Annotated in this window: 12 protein-coding genes and 2 tRNA genes; 4 read left to right on the top strand and 10 right to left on the bottom strand. The window is 67.8% G+C overall.

The features are described from left to right. Positions 1–194: 194 nt before the first annotated feature. On the top strand, positions 195–482 hold the full coding sequence (locus tag ACFFGN_RS28490; protein ID WP_380053511.1) for a hypothetical protein: 288 nt from the start codon (positions 195–197) through the stop codon (positions 480–482). 145 nt (positions 483–627) lie between these two features. Here ACFFGN_RS28490 and ACFFGN_RS28485 read toward each other — a convergent pair. The 6 genes from ACFFGN_RS28485 to gyrB all read right to left on the bottom strand — a co-directional run bounded on the left by ACFFGN_RS28485 (position 628) and on the right by gyrB (position 6,771). Next, positions 628–700 (bottom strand) — tRNA-Ala (locus ACFFGN_RS28485). A gap of 8 nt (positions 701–708) precedes the next feature. After that, on the bottom strand, positions 709–855 hold the full coding sequence (locus ACFFGN_RS28480) for a DLW-39 family protein (RefSeq protein WP_380053507.1): 147 nt from the start codon (positions 853–855) through the stop codon (positions 709–711). Between the two features lie 40 nt (positions 856–895). Further along, a tRNA-Ile gene (locus ACFFGN_RS28475) sits at positions 896–969 on the bottom strand. Positions 970–1,065: 96 nt separating this feature from the next. Next, on the bottom strand, positions 1,066–1,917 hold the full coding sequence (locus tag ACFFGN_RS28470) for a DUF3566 domain-containing protein (protein WP_380053503.1): 852 nt from the start codon (positions 1,915–1,917) through the stop codon (positions 1,066–1,068). Next, complete coding sequence (gene gyrA, locus ACFFGN_RS28465) at positions 1,917–4,634, bottom strand: DNA gyrase subunit A (RefSeq protein WP_380053500.1); 2,718 nt, start codon at positions 4,632–4,634, stop codon at positions 1,917–1,919. The genes ACFFGN_RS28470 and gyrA overlap by 1 nt, the downstream gene beginning before the upstream one ends. Before the next feature lie 52 nt (positions 4,635–4,686). Further along, on the bottom strand, positions 4,687–6,771 hold the full coding sequence (gene gyrB / locus ACFFGN_RS28460) for a DNA topoisomerase (ATP-hydrolyzing) subunit B (protein ID WP_380053497.1): 2,085 nt from the start codon (positions 6,769–6,771) through the stop codon (positions 4,687–4,689). Between the two features lie 277 nt (positions 6,772–7,048). Here gyrB and ACFFGN_RS28455 point away from each other — a divergent pair, with 277 nt between their 5' ends. From ACFFGN_RS28455 to ACFFGN_RS28445, 3 genes are read left to right on the top strand one after another with little or no spacing between them, the layout of a single operon-like run. Then, on the top strand, positions 7,049–7,678 hold the full coding sequence (locus ACFFGN_RS28455) for a hypothetical protein (protein WP_380053495.1): 630 nt from the start codon (positions 7,049–7,051) through the stop codon (positions 7,676–7,678). Further along, positions 7,675–8,277, top strand: coding sequence for a hypothetical protein (locus ACFFGN_RS28450; RefSeq protein WP_380053493.1), 603 nt, complete (start codon positions 7,675–7,677; stop codon positions 8,275–8,277). Before ACFFGN_RS28455 ends, ACFFGN_RS28450 begins: the two co-directional genes overlap by 4 nt. Beyond that, entirely contained in the window at positions 8,274–8,831 is a 558-nt protein-coding gene (locus tag ACFFGN_RS28445; RefSeq protein ID WP_380053490.1) for a hypothetical protein, read from the top strand. Before ACFFGN_RS28450 ends, ACFFGN_RS28445 begins: the two co-directional genes overlap by 4 nt. A gap of 55 nt (positions 8,832–8,886) precedes the next feature. Here the strand turns inward: ACFFGN_RS28445 and ACFFGN_RS28440 are convergent, their stop codons facing one another. The 4 genes from ACFFGN_RS28440 to gnd all read right to left on the bottom strand — a co-directional run bounded on the left by ACFFGN_RS28440 (position 8,887) and on the right by gnd (position 13,008). After that, on the bottom strand, positions 8,887–10,224 hold the full coding sequence (locus ACFFGN_RS28440) for a hypothetical protein (protein ID WP_380053487.1): 1,338 nt from the start codon (positions 10,222–10,224) through the stop codon (positions 8,887–8,889). An 87-nt stretch (positions 10,225–10,311) separates the two neighbouring features. Further along, the gene (locus ACFFGN_RS28435; RefSeq protein ID WP_380053484.1) at positions 10,312–10,953 is read right to left on the bottom strand and encodes a DciA family protein; all 642 of its coding nucleotides are present in this window, start codon (positions 10,951–10,953) and stop codon (positions 10,312–10,314) included. Continuing rightward, a complete protein-coding gene (recF, locus tag ACFFGN_RS28430; RefSeq protein WP_380053481.1) occupies positions 10,946–12,082 on the bottom strand; it encodes a DNA replication/repair protein RecF in 1,137 nt (378 codons plus the stop codon). Before recF ends, ACFFGN_RS28435 begins: the two co-directional genes overlap by 8 nt. After that, complete coding sequence (gene gnd, locus ACFFGN_RS28425; protein ID WP_380053478.1) at positions 12,082–13,008, bottom strand: phosphogluconate dehydrogenase (NAD(+)-dependent, decarboxylating); 927 nt, start codon at positions 13,006–13,008, stop codon at positions 12,082–12,084. The genes recF and gnd overlap by 1 nt, the downstream gene beginning before the upstream one ends. Positions 13,009–13,029 lie beyond the last annotated feature (21 nt).

Here is a 13,029-nt window from a genome sequence, read left to right as displayed (position 1 = left end):
CGCGACAGAACGTGACCCAACTGTCACGCTGACCACGAATGAACCGGCAAACCCCAGAAACCCCGCCCCAAAGCCGTCCTGAGCAGGCGGATCGGCGCCGGCCCAGAGCCCGGACGAGCAAGGCGGATCGACGTCGGCCGGGGAAGCGGATCGACCTACCGGCCCGGCGCCCACGGACATGGCAAGCTCATGCCGTGGACGCGACCGACTACGACGAGCTCGCCGGCCGGCTCCAGGGACTGCTCATCCGCCTCGACGACCGCCTCGGTCCCCGCGACCAGTCCCGCGTCCTCACGTACATCGAAGCGAATGAACTCGCCCTAGCCCTGAATCACCTAGCAGTAACCCTGGCTCAGGCCAACCACCGATTGGCCCTCGACGAACGGGCGGACCTACTGGCGCTGGCCACCACCATGGGCACCACCCACCGCGTCAGCCCACTACTCGATGCCTGCCCATCAAGTCACACGCCGTATCCCTGAAACGACCCTCAAGGCCAGAGGCGCGGTCGAAGGGCCGGTTCAAAGCCGGAGGAGCCGGGAGGCCGGCGACGACGGGCCGGCTAGGGCCAGGAGCGGCCGGTTCGGGGCTAGAGAGCGGCCGGGGCGCGGAGTGGGGGAGAGGTTGTGGAGACGAGGGGACTCGAACCCCTAACCCCTGCCTTGCAAAGGCAGTGCTCTACCAATTGAGCTACGCCCCCGAAGGGGATCAGTGGCCCGGGGTGACCGGGTCCACGGCCTCGGCCCAGAGGTCCTGCTCGGCCTTGGCCTGGTCCGCCTTGGCTTGCTGGGTCTTCTTGAAGACGAGGTAACCACCGACGCCGGCCACAGTGGCCAGCAGGATCTTCTTGAACACGGTGGCTCCTTTGATCGCCGGGTGGAAACCGATCAGCGGGTGGGCCTAACTGGACTTGAACCAGTGACCTCTGCCTTATCAGGGCAGCGCTCTAACCGTCTGAGCTATAGGCCCGCATTTCGTGCTTCAACTGCGCGGAGAGATTACCCCACGAAGCACGCTCGGCCCAAACCGGATACCGCTGACCGGTATCCGGCCGGGCCGATCGCCTCAGTCTTCCGACGCGAGGGTGACTTCCAGACCGCCCAGCAAGGTGGCGGCGATGTTGTAGAGGAACGACCCGAGGGTGGCCAGGGCCGTGATGATGAACACGTCCGCGACCGCCAGCAGGGTGGTGAAACCCATCACCTTGCCGGTGGAGATGTAGTCCTGGATGCGGAAGGGCTCGGCCGACGTCGTACCGAGCACCTCGTTCACCGTGCGGTTCAGGTTCTCGAACACACCGGCCGCGTCGATCGCCGACCAGACGATGAAGACGGCGACCCAGGTGACGATGCCGAAGGCGACCGAGAGCAGCAGAGCGGTTTTCATCACCGACCACGGGTCGAGCCGGGTCAGCCGGAGCTGAGCCTTTCTCGTCCGCGGGGCCGAAGTGGCCTTGCTGGGCTCCTGAATCCGCGAGGTGGCCTCGTCGCGGGCCTTCTGCTCGCTCAGGGGCGCCGGGGTGTCCTTGGGGGTCACCACAGCGGCGGGACGGTTCGGCGCAGCGACGGGCCCGGCCGAAGCAGGCTGAGCGGGCTTCGGGCTCGGCGACTGGTTGACCGGCTGAGTCACCGCCGGGCGGCCCGGCGTTGACGGAGTCGGAGCGGGCCGGTTCTGACCGCTGGGAGCAGCCGGACGGCCTCCACCGGTCTGCGCCGGGCGAGGCTGGCCGTTACCAGGCCCGGAAGGCGCCGGGGCGGCCGGAGCCGATCCCGGTGAGCCCTGGTTGGCACCCGGCGCGGCCGGTTTGGCGCCGCCCTGGGGTTTGGCGGCGGGTTGCCCGGTCGTGCCCCGAGCCGGTCTCGAGGAGGCGTTCTCCGCCTGTCCCTCGGGCCAGGTCGGCCTCGCACGGTTGCTCATCAGATGTCCTCCTGGCCGGCGTCGTCGTCTCCGACGGTAGCCGCGCCGTTCACGTCAGTCGAATGGTCGTCGCTTTCCTGGACGCTCTCAGGGGTGCTTTCGGTTGGCGTTTCCGCCGAAGTGCCCACTCCTTGGACACCCGGCACACCCTCCAGCGCGCCACCCTCGACGTCCACGACCGCGCCGTCCGGAACCGCCAGGCCCTCGACGACCTCGCCCTCGGCGCCGGTTTCGTCCGCCGCGATCTCGGCGTTGCGGGCGATCGCGACCACCGCGTCGGACTCGCCGACGCCGGCGAAGCGCACGCCCATCGTGTCGCGGCCCTTCATCGGCACGCTGTCCACCCGGCTGCGCACGACCTGGCCACTGGCCTTGATCGCGAGCACCTGGTCGGTGTCGACCACGATCAGCGCGCCGACCAGCGAACCGCGCTCGTCGTTCAGCTTGACGGCCTTGATGCCCAGACCGCCCCGGCCCTGCAGGCGGTACTGCGAGACCTCGGTGCGCTTGGCGTAACCCGCGTCGGTGACGGTGAAGACGTACTGCGCGTCCTCCTCCGAGCCGGCCCGGATCACCGACATCGAGAGCAATTCGTCGCCCTCGCGGAACTTCATCCCCGTCACACCCGAGGTGGCACGGCCCATCGGCCGCAGCTGCTCGTCGTTCGCGGTGAAGCGGATCGACTGGCCCTTGCGGGACACCAGCAACAGGTCGTCCTCGGCGGAGGCCAGCTCGGCGCCGATCAGCTCGTCGTCGTCCTCGCGGAAGTTGACCGCGATGATGCCGCTCTGCCGGGCCGAGTCGTAGTCGGTCAGCGCCGTCTTCTTGACCAGGCCGCGCCGGGTCGCGAGCACCAGGTAGTCGGCCTGCTGGTAGTCGCGCAGGGTCAGAACCTGGGCGATCTCCTCGTCCGGCTGGAACGAGAGCAGACCGGCCACGTGCGAGCCCTTGGCGTCGCGCGCGGACTCCGGCAGCTGCCACACCTTGGCCCGGTAGACCCGGCCCTTGGTGGTGAAGAACAGCATCCAGTGGTGGTTCGTGGTCGCGAAGAAGTGGCCGATCTCGTCCTCGGCCCGCAACGCGGCACCACGCACGCCCTTGCCGCCACGGTTCTGCACGCGGTACAGGTCGGTCTTGGTGCGCTTGGCGTAACCACCGCGGCTGATCGTGACGACAACGTCCTCGTCCGGCACCAGGTCCTGCACGGACAGGTCGCCGTCGGCCGCGATGATCTCGGTACGGCGCTCGTCGCCGAACTTCTCCACCACCTCGGCCAGCTCGTCGCGAACGATCGTGCGCTGCCGAATCGGGTCGGCCAGGATGTCCTCGAGGTCGGCGATGACGATTTCGAGCTCGTTCAGCCGGTCGATGATCTTCTGGCGCTCCAGAGCGGCCAGGCGGCGCAGCTGCATGTCGAGAATGGCCTGCGCCTGGATCTCGTCGATCTCCAGCATCGAGATCAGGCCGGACCGGGCCTCTTCGACGTCCGGGCTGCGGCGGATCAGCGCGATGACCTCGTCCAGCGCGTCCAGCGCCTTCACCAGACCGCGGTAGACGTGCGCCTGCTTCTCGGCCTCACGGAGGCGGTAGCGCGTCCGGCGCTGGATGACCTCGATCTGGTGGTCGATCCAGTGCGTGATGAACAGGTCCAGGCTGAGCGTGCGCGGTACGCCGTCGACCAGGGCCAGCATGTTGCAGCCGAAGGTGTCCTGCAGCTGGGTGTGCTTGTACAGGTTGTTCAGTACGACGCGGGGCTGGGCGTCGCGCTTCAGCACGATGACCAGGCGCTGACCGGTACGCGACGAGGTGTCGTCCCGGATGTCCGCGATGCCGTTGATCTTGCCGGTGTTGACCAGCTCGGCGATCTTCTGCGCCAGGTTGTCCGGGTTGACCATGTACGGCAGTTCGGTGACGACGAGGCTGGTCCGCCCCTTGGCGTCCTCCTCGATGTCGACCACCGCGCGCATCGTGACCGAGCCACGACCGGTGCGGTAGGCGTCGTCGATGCCCTTGTAGCCGACGATCAGGGCGCCGTTCGGGAAGTCCGGGCCCTTGATGTGCTCCATGCACGCCGCCAGCACTTCTTCCTGGCTGGCGTCCGGGTGCTCGAGTGCCCACTGCGCGGCGGCCGCGACCTCGCGCAGGTTGTGCGACGGGATCATCGTGGCCATCCCGACCGCGATACCGGCCGAACCGTTGACCAGCAGGTTCGGGAAGCGGCTCGGCAGGATGACCGGCTCCTGCGAACGGCCGTCGTAGTTCGGGCGGAAGTCGACCGTCTCCTGGTCGATGTCGCGCACCATCTCCATGGCCAGCGGCGCCAGCCGGCACTCGGTGTACCGCATGGCGGCGGCGGGGTCGTTACCCGGCGAGCCGAAGTTGCCCTGGCCCTGGATCATCGGGGCCCGCATCACCCAGGGCTGCGCCAGCCGCACCAAGGTGTCGTAGATCGCCGAGTCACCGTGCGGGTGGTACTGACCCATCACGTCACCGACGACGCGCGAGCACTTCGAGAATCCCCGGTCGGGGCGGTAACCGCCGTCGTACATCGCGTAGAGGATGCGGCGGTGCACCGGCTTCAGGCCGTCGCGGACCTCGGGCAGCGCCCGGCCGACGATGACGGCCATCGCGTAGTCGAGGTACGACTGCTGCATCTCGGTCTGCAGATCGAGTGGCTCGATCCGGTCATGGCCGGGGGAAATTGGGGTCTCGGTCATCTCGTCCCGTTCGATTCAGAGCTGGTACGGCGTGATCTGTGGCTGACGTCCGTCAGATGTCGAGGAACCGGACATCCTTGGCGTTGCGCTGGATGAAGTTCCGCCGGGCCTCGATGTCGTCACCCATCAGGGTCGCGAACGTCTCGTCGGCCCGGGCCGCGTCGTCCAGGGTGATCTGCAGCAGCACCCGGTTGGCCGGGTCCATCGTGGTCTCCCACAGCTCTTGGGCGTTCATCTCACCCAGACCCTTGTAGCGCTGGGTGCCGTTCTCCTTGGGCAGCTTCTTGCCGGCCTCGGCGCCGGCGGCCATCAGGCCGTCCTTCTCGCGCTCGGTGTAGGCCAGTTCGTGCGCCGAGTTGCTCCAGCGGATCTTGTACAGCGGCGGCTGGGCGGCGTACACATGCCCGGCCTCGATCAGCGGGCGCATGAAGCGGAACAGCAGCGTGAGCAGCAGCGTGCGGATGTGCTGGCCGTCGACGTCGGCGTCGGCCATGATCACGATCTTGTGGTAGCGCAGCTTCTCGGCGTCGAAGTCCTCGTGGATACCGGTGCCGAGGGCCGAGATGATGGCCTGCACCTCGTTGTTCTGCAGGACCTTGTCGATCCGGGCCTTCTCGACGTTCAGGATCTTGCCGCGGATCGGCAGGATGGCCTGGAACTTCGGATCGCGCCCACCCTTGGCGGAGCCACCGGCCGAGTCACCCTCGACGATGTAGACCTCGCACTCCTCGGGATTGGTCGACTGGCAGTCGGACAGCTTGCCCGGCAGACCGCCACCACCGAGCAGGCCCTTGCGGTTACGGGCCAGGTCGCGCGCCTTGCGGGCGGCGATCCGGGCGCTCGCGGCCGCGGTGGCCTTGCGGATGATCTCGCGGCCTTCCTGCGGGTTCTGCTCGAACCAGGCGCCGAGGCGGTCGTTCACGACCTTCTGCACGAAGCCCTTGACCTCGGTGTTGCCGAGCTTGGTCTTCGTCTGGCCCTCGAACTGCGGCTCGCCGAGCTTGACCGAGATGATGGCGGTCAGGCCCTCGCGCACGTCGTCGCCGGTGAGCCTGTCCTCCTTCTTCTTGATCATGCCCTGGTCCTCGCCGAAGGAGTTGACCAGCGTGGTGAGCGCGGCCCGGAAGCCCTCCTCGTGCGTACCACCCTCGTGGGTGTTGATCGTGTTGGCGAAGGTGTGCACCGACTCCTGGAACGAGCCGGACCACTGCATCGCGACCTCGAGGCTGAGGCTGTCGTCGCCCTGGGCCGCCTCGAACGCGATCACGTTGTTGTGCACGGTCTCGCGCGTACCGGTCAGGTACTTCACGTAGTCGACCAGGCCGTCGTCGTACTTGAAGGACTGCTCGACCGGCTTGCCCTCGGGGGTGTGGTCCGGGCGTTCGTCGCGGATCACGATCTCGAGGCCCTTGTTCAGGAAGGCCATCTCGCGGAACCGGGTGGAGAGCGTCTCGTACGAGTACGTGGTGGTCTCGAACACGTCCGGGCTGGCCCAGAACGTGATCGTCGTACCGGTGCCCTCGGCCTGGCCCACCTCGGCCAGGTCCTCGTCGGGCACGCCGATGGTGAACGACTGGGTGTAGAGCTTGTTGTTCTTCTTGACGTCGACCTTGAGCCGGCTGGACAGCGCGTTCACGACGGAGACACCCACACCGTGCAGACCACCGGACACCTTGTAACCGCCGCCGCCGAACTTACCGCCGGCGTGCAGTACGGTCAGGACGACCGTGACCGCGGGCTTGCCCTCGGACGGCACGATGTCGACCGGGATACCGCGGCCGTTGTCGATCACCTCGACGCCACCGTCGGCCAGCAGTGTGACAATGATCTTGTCGCAGTAACCCGCGAGGGCCTCGTCGACGGCGTTGTCCACCACCTCGTAGACCAGATGGTGCAGGCCGCGCTCACCGGTGGAACCGATGTACATACCGGGGCGCTTCCGGACGGCGTCGAGGCCCTCCAGAACCTGGATGGCGCTGGCGTCGTACTCAGCGTCGACGGCTCCGGACAGGTGCAGCGTCGAAAGCGGTGCGTCTGAGCCGATGCTTTCGGCGGACGGGTTGGCGTCGGTCGTGGTCGGCTCGTCGGTCACCGGCTGCGGTCCTCCTCGGACCCCCTGGCGGGGGCATCGATTCATGGTGGGGGCCGCGGACGCCGGTGTTTTGGCGCTGCGGCCCTCTCAACCCCTCCATCTTACCCGTCGACCGAAGCAGAACCGGCCATCAGCCGCCAGGAATCGCGGGCAGGGCGTATTTTTGGCCTCCCAGCCATGTCCCCCCACGCGGGACAGGTGCTCGGAAAGCGCTCGTGGGCTCCAGTGGCTTCTGACGCGATCAACCCGGCGAGGTCTCGGACCCGAGACTGGCAGCGGCCGGGGATACGGCCGGAGCCCCGTCGGCCCTAGGATCTGAGCCGTGGAGACTCTCGACGACGTCATCGACGCGATGATCGCTGACCGGGTGATCCATCGGCACCGCCGGAAATGGCTGATCTTCTTCGCGATTCTGGTCGCGCTGGCCCTGCTGGTGTTCGCGCTGGGCGGCTGGGAAGAGAAGAAGGGCCGCCGGGTGGACACCAAGTCGGCGCCGGTCACGCTGGAGGCCGGCCGGTTCGAGTTCGGCATCACCAAGGCGACGATCATCCGCCGGCCGAAGACGAAGTACAGCGAGGCCGAGGCCAAGCTGGAGTTGTCGCTCGATATCCGCAACATCGACAAGGAGACCCGCAAGAGTTCGACCATCCAGGGGGAACTGCTGCGAGTGGTCCCACCGAACGGCGCGCCGCTGATCAAGGCCGACCTCACGACCTGCCACGGTGAGTCCGGCTACCACGTGGTCTACGGCCTGCCGGCGGTGTCCTGTACGACGGCGTTCAAGGTCCCGCCCGAGTTCAGCGAGAAGGTGGTCGAGATCGCGGTGCTGGCCGAGGAGTACAAGCCGGCAGAGGGCTCGCTGATCTCCGACGACAAACCGTACTGGCACAACGAAAAGCCGATCGCGGTCGTCCAGGTCCCCGCCACCATCGAGACGGAGGGTGACAAGTGAAGCTCTACCGCCCCGTGACCGTACTGGTGGGAGTGCTGTTCGTGCTGCTCGGCGGGCTGGCCCGGCTGGCCGGTCCGGTCCACGTGTACGACGAACAGCCGAACCGGGTCACCGTGGACGGCGTGATCGGCCAGAAGGTGATGGTCAAGAACTCCTCCTTCGAGATCATCCGGCTGCGCTTCGTGAAGACCCTGGTCGAGGAGAACGCCGACGACGAGGATCCGCCCCAGGCCACCGACGGCATCTTCGTCGCGGTGGACTGGGAGGTCGTCGGCGGCAGCGAGAAGATGCTCTCCCACGAGGTCACGCTGAAAGGCGGCGAGGGCACCGTGTACGAGGCGACCGACGAGACGATCGGAGCGTCGTTCACCTCCCGCGAGCCTGGTTTCGCCGAGACCGGCACGTTCGTTTTCGAGGTCAATCCGGCCGATACCGCCGGGCTGGAGCTGTGGGTGAAGCCGACGACGTTCTGGACCGTGGTGGTGAACGACTACCGCATCGATCTGGGCATTCCCGATCAGCAGACGGCCGATGAGCTGATCGCCAACGCCAAACCTGAGCACGTGCTGACCCGGCCGGTAATGCGGGTGGCGTCGTGAGCGCGCGACTGCTCTCGATCGCCGCGCGGCTCGCGCTGGTGCTGTGCCTGTTCTCCGTATCGATCTATTTCGTCAGCAAGCCCTTCCTCGGCGACGACTACGAGAACCTCCAGCGCAGCCTGGCCGTCACCCAGGTGGTGGACCGTGGCCCGGTCACGATCGACGGCTTCGAGTGGACGCTGCACTCGATGAAGGCCTACACCCAGTTGGTGGACGAGGAGGGGGCGAAGGTCAATCTCGAGGTGCCGGCCGGCGCGACCATCATCGTGGTCGAGGCGACGGTGAAGGCGGACTCGACCGTGTTGGTCGACGGCGACGGCTACTCCTGCAACGCCGTGCTGACCGACGACCAGGGCAACAAGTGGGCGGAGAAGAGCGCGTACCGCTTCCCGCTACCGACGTCGTGCAGCGACAACGACCGCCCGGCCAAGCGGAACGTGCCGTTCAAGGTCGCCAAGCTGTTCGTCGTACCGAAGTCGGCCGTTCCCGGCCTGCTCGGCATCATCGTGCCGCCGGAGACGCGAACCGAGTACCGCACGCTCATCCGGGCCTGACTCCAGCCTGCGCAGGGTCAGAGCCCGAGCGGACCTTGAGAGGACCTTCGGCGGTTCAGGCCGTGGGTTTGACTTCGTCGGCCGGCCCCGACGTGGCCGCCTCGGCCGCTTCCGCCAGGCGGGCCTCCTCGCGCCTCTCGGCGCCGACGGACAGGCACTGGTCGAACGCCGCGGCCAGCAGGGCGATGCGCAGTGTGTCGAAGAACGCGCCCCGGAAAAGGTCGACCAGGCCGCCCCACATCAGGCCCCAGGGATGACCCAGGGGCCCGATCCAGCGCAGCGGCTGGTACCAGGCCCACTGAAACGCGACCTCGTGCAGCGTGTAGACGAGACAGACCACGCCCAGGAACACGGGACCGACCTGAACGAGCAGGCGGAACGCGTTCAGCGCCGGGTAGAACTTCTCCTTCAGCCCACCGAGGACCAGGTTCGGCGCCTGGTTGGCCACCTTGGCGATCCGGCCCTGCGGCGCCGGGGCCGTGCCGGTGCCGAAGCGCTGCTCGAACCGGGTGCCGCGGATGAAGCCGTGGCTGGACAGCGCGCGGTGCCCGAAAACGACCGTGGTGATCGCGAGCCAGGTCAGCGGCTCGGCGACGCCCTTCTTGAACAGCGGCCACAGTGTCTCGTCGAAGAAGCCCCAGAGGAACTCCAGACCGTCCGGGACCGGGAGCTTGATGCTGCTGAAGAACTCCTTGAGCGACTGCCACCACTGCACCGTCTGGAACCAGAAGACCCGGTCCTCGAACCAGTCCTTCACCAGGTCGATCACCGGCGGGGCGATCGCCAGCAGCAACAGCAGGAAGAAGGCCTCGCTCCAGACCTGGGCGAGCTTGCCGGCCTTGCTGGGCCAACGGTCGTCGGCGAACTCCAGCAGCCGGCGGATCACCAGCAGCGCAAGCAGCGCCGGCAGGAAGCCCTTCCAGGAATCGCCGCTGAAACTGATCAGGTACTCGCCCGGGCCGAGACCACGATCCATCGCGTAACTGGTCTCGAGCTCGCTGATCTGCTCATCGAGGAAGCCCCAGGCCGACCAGACCGCCACCAGCGGCAGCAAGGTCAGCGAGAGCAGGTCGAGCAGCTGCTGCTGGGTCGGGTCGGTCGTCTCACCCGGGCCGGCCGCGGCGTCGCGCCAGCGGTACAGGGAGCTCGCGCAGGTGCGGATCATGCCGACGATGACGGCCAGCTGCAGTAGCACGCCGGCGGAGAAGACGCCGATGGCCAGGCTGCGGTGATTGTGCGAGCCGAGCCAGATCGCGATGTTGATGCTCAGCCGGAAGCCGGCATACCCGACCAGCCACCAGGTCATCAGAGGTAGCAGGTTGCGCCACCAGAGCCGGAACATGTCGGCGATCAGGCGGACGGCCTCATGCAGTCCCTCGGCTAGCGTACGCATCGAGCTTGATCGTAGGGCCTGGCCTGGTTCAGCGCGAAGTGCCCGCCCTCGGCCTGAGCGGAGTCACCCGTGCTTGTCGCGGCGGAGTCACCCGTAGGTGTCGCGAGGGCCGCGGCCGCCGCGCACGGTGCGAGGGCCTTTGCGCCAGGTCGGCACGTTCGGGCCGAGCACGTTCACCCGGGTGACGGTGCCGTCGCCCAGTTCGGCGTTGAGGCGGCGAACCAAGTCGGGGGCGAGCAGCCGGACCTGGGTGGCCCAGGCGGTGGACGACGTACGCACGGTCAGCTCGGAGTCGGCGTACCCCTCGGGGGTGCAGTGCTGGGCGATCTCCGGTCCCACGATGGCGGGCCAGCGGGCCATCACCGCGTGAACCGCGACATCGACCTCCCAGCCGTGGTCCCGCATCAGGCGGCCGATCGTCGAGGTCAGCGTCTGCGGGTCCCGGTCGTCGGGCCGGGCGCCGCTGCTCATCGGGGTGGTCGCCGAACGACGCTTGCGCCGGACCGGTTTGGCCGGGATCTTCAGGCCTTTGAGCCGCCCGGCCAGCGATCGGGCCAGGTCCGTGCCGTGCTTGTCGTGGTCGATCGACTCCGCGGGGGTGTCCTCGTCGTCGGCACGCTCGGGCAGTCGTTGCTCCCCGGCCGCCCGGAGGTCGCCCGTCTCGGCTCGCGCGTCACCGCCTTGGGGGTGGTCGTCCCCAAGCGGAAGGGCGTCGGCCGGGTCAGGCACGTCGTACCGTCCCCTCCCCGACTTCGTAGCGCACACCCATCAGTTCGGTTGGTACGTCGGCACCGACGGCGGCCGTGACCAGAACCTGCCGGGCCGGAATCACCAGTTCCGCCAGGCGGTCGCGCCGCTGGGTGTCCAGCTCGGCGAACACGTCGTCCAGGATCAGCACCGGCTCACCCCCGTCGGCTCGCAGCAACTCGTACGACGCCAACCGTAGCGCGAGGGCGAAGGACCAGGACTCACCATGGCTGGCATAACCCTTGGCCGGCAGTTCGCCGAGGCCGAGTACGACGTCGTCGCGGTGCGGGCCGACCAGGGAGACCCCGCGGTCGAGTTCGTCCTGCCGCTTCTCGTGTACGGCGGCCAGCAGGATCTCGGCGAGCGCCTCGCGACCTCGTACGCCTGGCTCGAGCGGTACGGACGACTTGTACTCCAGCCGGGCATTTCCCTTGCCCCGGGCAACAGCGTCGTACGCCGTATCCACCAGCGGGCGAAGGGAATCCAGCAGTTCCAGGCGGGTGGCGAGCAGTTCGGAACCGACGCGGGCGAGGTGCGAATCCCAGACCTCGAGCGTACGGAGCTGGCCTTCGCCGCCGCCGCGGTTCTGCCGGCGGGCCAGGGAAGCGCTGCGCAGCAAGGAGTTTCGCTGCTTGAGCACGCGCTCGTAGTCGGAACGAACTCCGGCCATCCGGGGTGACCTGAGCGTCAGCAACTCGTCGAGGAACTTGCGTCGCTCCGAGGGATCACCCTTGACCAGCGCGAGGTCCTCCGGCGCGAACAGCACCGTGCGGAGCAGGCCGAGCACCTCACGCGGGCGCGGCACCGGAGCGCGATTCACCCTTGCCCGGTTGGCTTTTCCGGGATTGATCTCGATCTCGACGATGACGTCTCGATCGGTATCACTGCGGATCTCGGTCCGGATGATGGCCCGCGGCGCGCCCATCCGAACCAGCGGCGCGTCGTTCGCCACCCGGTGCGAGCCGAGCGTCGCGGTGTAGTGAATCGCCTCGGCCAGGTTGGTCTTGCCCTGGCCGTTGCGGCCGACGAACGAGGTCACGCCGGGTTCGAACGTGACCTCGGCCTGCGGGTACGAGCGGAAGTCGGCCAGGCCGAGGGCGGTGACGAACACTAGCTGTTCGGCTTACCCTTCGGCACCGAGGCGTACGACGGGTCCTCGGCGCCCTTGACCGCGTGACCGCCGAACTGGTTGCGCATCGCCGCGATCGCCTTCATCGCCGGCGAGTCCTCCTGGCGGGAGGCGAACCGCGCGAACAGCGAGGCCGCGATGGCCGGCACCGGTACGGCGAGATCGATCGCCGCCTCGACGGTCCAGCGGCCCTCGCCCGAGTCGTCGGCGTAACCGCGGATCTTGTCCAGGTGGGTGTCTTCCTTCAGCGCGTTGACCATCAGGTCGAGCAGCCAGGACCGGATCACGGTGCCCTCGCGCCAGGAGTCGAAGGCCTCCGGCACGCTGTCAACGATGTCCGCCGCCTCGAGCAGCTCGAAGCCCTCGGCGTACGCCTGCATGATCGCGTACTCGATGCCGTTGTGGACCATCTTGGTGAAGTGACCGGCGCCGACCTGGCCGGCGTGCACGAAACCGAACTCACCCTCGGGCTTGAGTGCTTCGAAGATGGGCATCAGCGTGCCGATCGTCTCGGCGTCTCCACCGCACATCAGGGCGTAGCCGTTCTCCTTGCCCCAGACACCACCGGAGACACCGCAGTCGACGAACTTGATGCCCTTCTCGGCCAGCTGCGCGGCCCGGCGGGTGTCATCGGTCCAGCGGCTGTTGCCGCCGTCGATGACGATGTCGCCCGGGCTGAGCAGCTCGGACAGCTCGGTGATCACCGGGTCGATGGCCTGCACCGGCACCATCACCCAGACCACCTTCGGCTGGTCCGTGGCGGTCAGCTGCCCCACCATGTCGGCGAGGTCCTTCGAGTCGGACAGCGCCTGGTCGCGGTCGTAGCCGATCACCGTCAGGCCGGCTTCGCGAATCCGCTCGCGCATGTTGCCGCCCATCTTGCCGAGACCGACAAGGCCGAGCTCCATCGTGAATTCCCCTCGAGTCGA

Source organism: Kribbella deserti (assembly GCF_042434725.1).
GTDB classification, from domain to species: domain Bacteria; phylum Actinomycetota; class Actinomycetes; order Propionibacteriales; family Kribbellaceae; genus Kribbella; species Kribbella deserti.
This window is presented reverse-complemented; position numbering and strand designations above follow the sequence as displayed.

Coding starts and splice junctions, on each gene's coding strand:
- ACFFGN_RS28470 (WP_380053503.1), bottom strand. CDS start 1,917: ATGAGCAACCGTGCGAGGCCGACCTGGCCCGAGGGACAGGCGGAGAAC.
- gyrB (WP_380053497.1), bottom strand. CDS start 6,771: ATGAATCGATGCCCCCGCCAGGGGGTCCGAGGAGGACCGCAGCCGGTG.
- gyrA (WP_380053500.1), bottom strand. CDS start 4,634: ATGACCGAGACCCCAATTTCCCCCGGCCATGACCGGATCGAGCCACTC.
- ACFFGN_RS28440 (WP_380053487.1), bottom strand. CDS start 10,224: ATGCGTACGCTAGCCGAGGGACTGCATGAGGCCGTCCGCCTGATCGCC.
- gnd (WP_380053478.1), bottom strand. CDS start 13,008: ATGGAGCTCGGCCTTGTCGGTCTCGGCAAGATGGGCGGCAACATGCGC.